Source organism: Maribacter sp. 4G9 (assembly GCF_002742265.1).
Taxonomy (GTDB): Bacteria; Bacteroidota; Bacteroidia; order Flavobacteriales; family Flavobacteriaceae; genus Maribacter.
Genome location: NZ_MDGL01000141.1, coordinates 1 through 1,743 on the forward strand (window position 1 = coordinate 1; position 1,743 = coordinate 1,743).

The window sequence follows — 1,743 nt, forward strand, 5'->3', positions numbered from 1 at the left end:
GTCCTATACTGAGGACTACTATTACTGAAAAACGTCTAAGAAAAAGAGGTTACGAAAGTATGCTGGCGTACTACCTTAGTGTAAAGTTCTGATATAACGAACCGCCGTGTACGAGACCCGTACGCACGGTGGTGTGAGAGGCGCAGTCCGTTCCTAACTAGGGGCGGACCCGTCTACTCGATTCTCTGCTGGCTTTTTTCTAAAGCTTATTTTCGTATTCGCCTAGTTTCTTCCAAATGGCAATCATTTCCTTGAGTAAATCTTCATTATTGTAAGAGCTTATGTTAGTCATAAATATTTTTCCAATTCCGGTTTCTTTATCAAAACTCATAAAGCAAGTAGTCCCATAATTACCTCCATTGTGACCAACTTTGTTATCATTCAATTCCCAAAAAATACCACTCCTGCCATTATCGGGATTAGACATCATTGTTGTGAAAGATTCTAGGCTTAAAATTTGACTATTCCCATTATAACCTTTAATCATTTCTATAAGATATTGAGTTAACTCATTACAAGATAAAATCATTCCTCCAGTTGGATATAAAATAGGTCTGTGTATTGGCGTTTCAACTTTGGTCTGAAAGTATGATGTAGGTAGCTCATTATTCGATATATGCCTCCAAACGCCTGACTTGAAATTCAGTTCTTTGGCGACAAAGTTTTCTACATACTGATTAAATTTAATGCCAGTTTTTAGTTCTATTATATAAGCTGCCAAAGCAGCTCCAAGGTTACTATAATCATAACTTTCCCCAGGTTTTTTCTTCGAAAAGTTCTTTTTAGAATAGAATTCTCCTTCTAAAGACAAACTTTCTCTTAGAAAATCTCCTAATTCGAGTTTTGAGTTTTTTTCCCAACATCTAAAGTCATTATAGGCTGTTTTACCTATTTCTTTCTTTTCTAACAAGAACTCACTATCTAAGTACCAAGCTTTTGTACCTAATTCACCAAACAGAATAGAGGATGTATGCCTTGCTAGATGCTCAACAGTAATTTTTTGATTTTTGTGATATGGGTTGACTACTGGAAAAGGTAAAATTGAATTTATTGGTGTAGATAATTCTAATTTGCCTTCTTCAACAAGTTTCATCAATCCAATTCCAATAAATGTTTTAGATATTGAAGCTATATTAAATCGTTGGTTCAAGGAATACTTTTTTTCAATTGCTATATTTTCATAGCCAAATGCCTCGTTGTAAAGTATACTGTCGGTATTGACGATAGAGACTGCAAACCCTGTCAGGTTTGAGTTTTTGTATTCCTTTAATAGTTCTTTCGTCAAATTCTGATAGTTGCTCTGACAATAAGAGCCTGTTGATAAGAGCATTAATGTAACAATAAATACATTTTTTATTTTATCCATAATTTTTGTTTTGCTTGCAGAGAACGTCTCGGCTATGGTTAGTACGGGAATTAAAAGTAGTGAACTTCCGATTAAGCAATTAGCCAAAACTTTTTATTTTGTTTTATCTTTTTTGTTCTAAAGCCAAATCAAAAGATTTGGCGGACTTGGTTAAAAGCACAAAGCTTTGGGTTAAGCACCAAAACCCGTATTAATTATAGCCATTGTGCCTGTTGCACAAGTTATAAAAAAAGGGGCATTTCGATCTTGCCGATCCGTAAAAGGATCGTAACTTTAGGTATGCAGGGTAAAAAGGATTATCAAGAGAAGCTTTTCAATAATTTCCAATTAAGTGACCGGGTACCGCAGACGAATTTCTACCGTCGTTTAAAAGGCGT

1 protein-coding gene is annotated in these 1,743 nt (G+C 34.9%); it reads right to left on the reverse strand.

Going from position 1 to position 1,743, the window contains the following annotated elements:
* Positions 1-199 precede the first annotated feature (199 nt).
* A complete protein-coding gene (locus BFP75_RS13635; protein WP_123803467.1) occupies positions 200-1,366 on the reverse strand; it encodes a serine hydrolase domain-containing protein in 1,167 nt (388 codons plus the stop codon).
* Positions 1,367-1,743: the final 377 nt, after the last annotated feature.

What these genes read in the sequence shown, in the direction of transcription:
- BFP75_RS13635 (WP_123803467.1), bottom strand. Translation starts at nt 1,366, where the DNA reads ATGGATAAAATAAAAAATGTATTTATTGTTACATTAATGCTCTTATCA.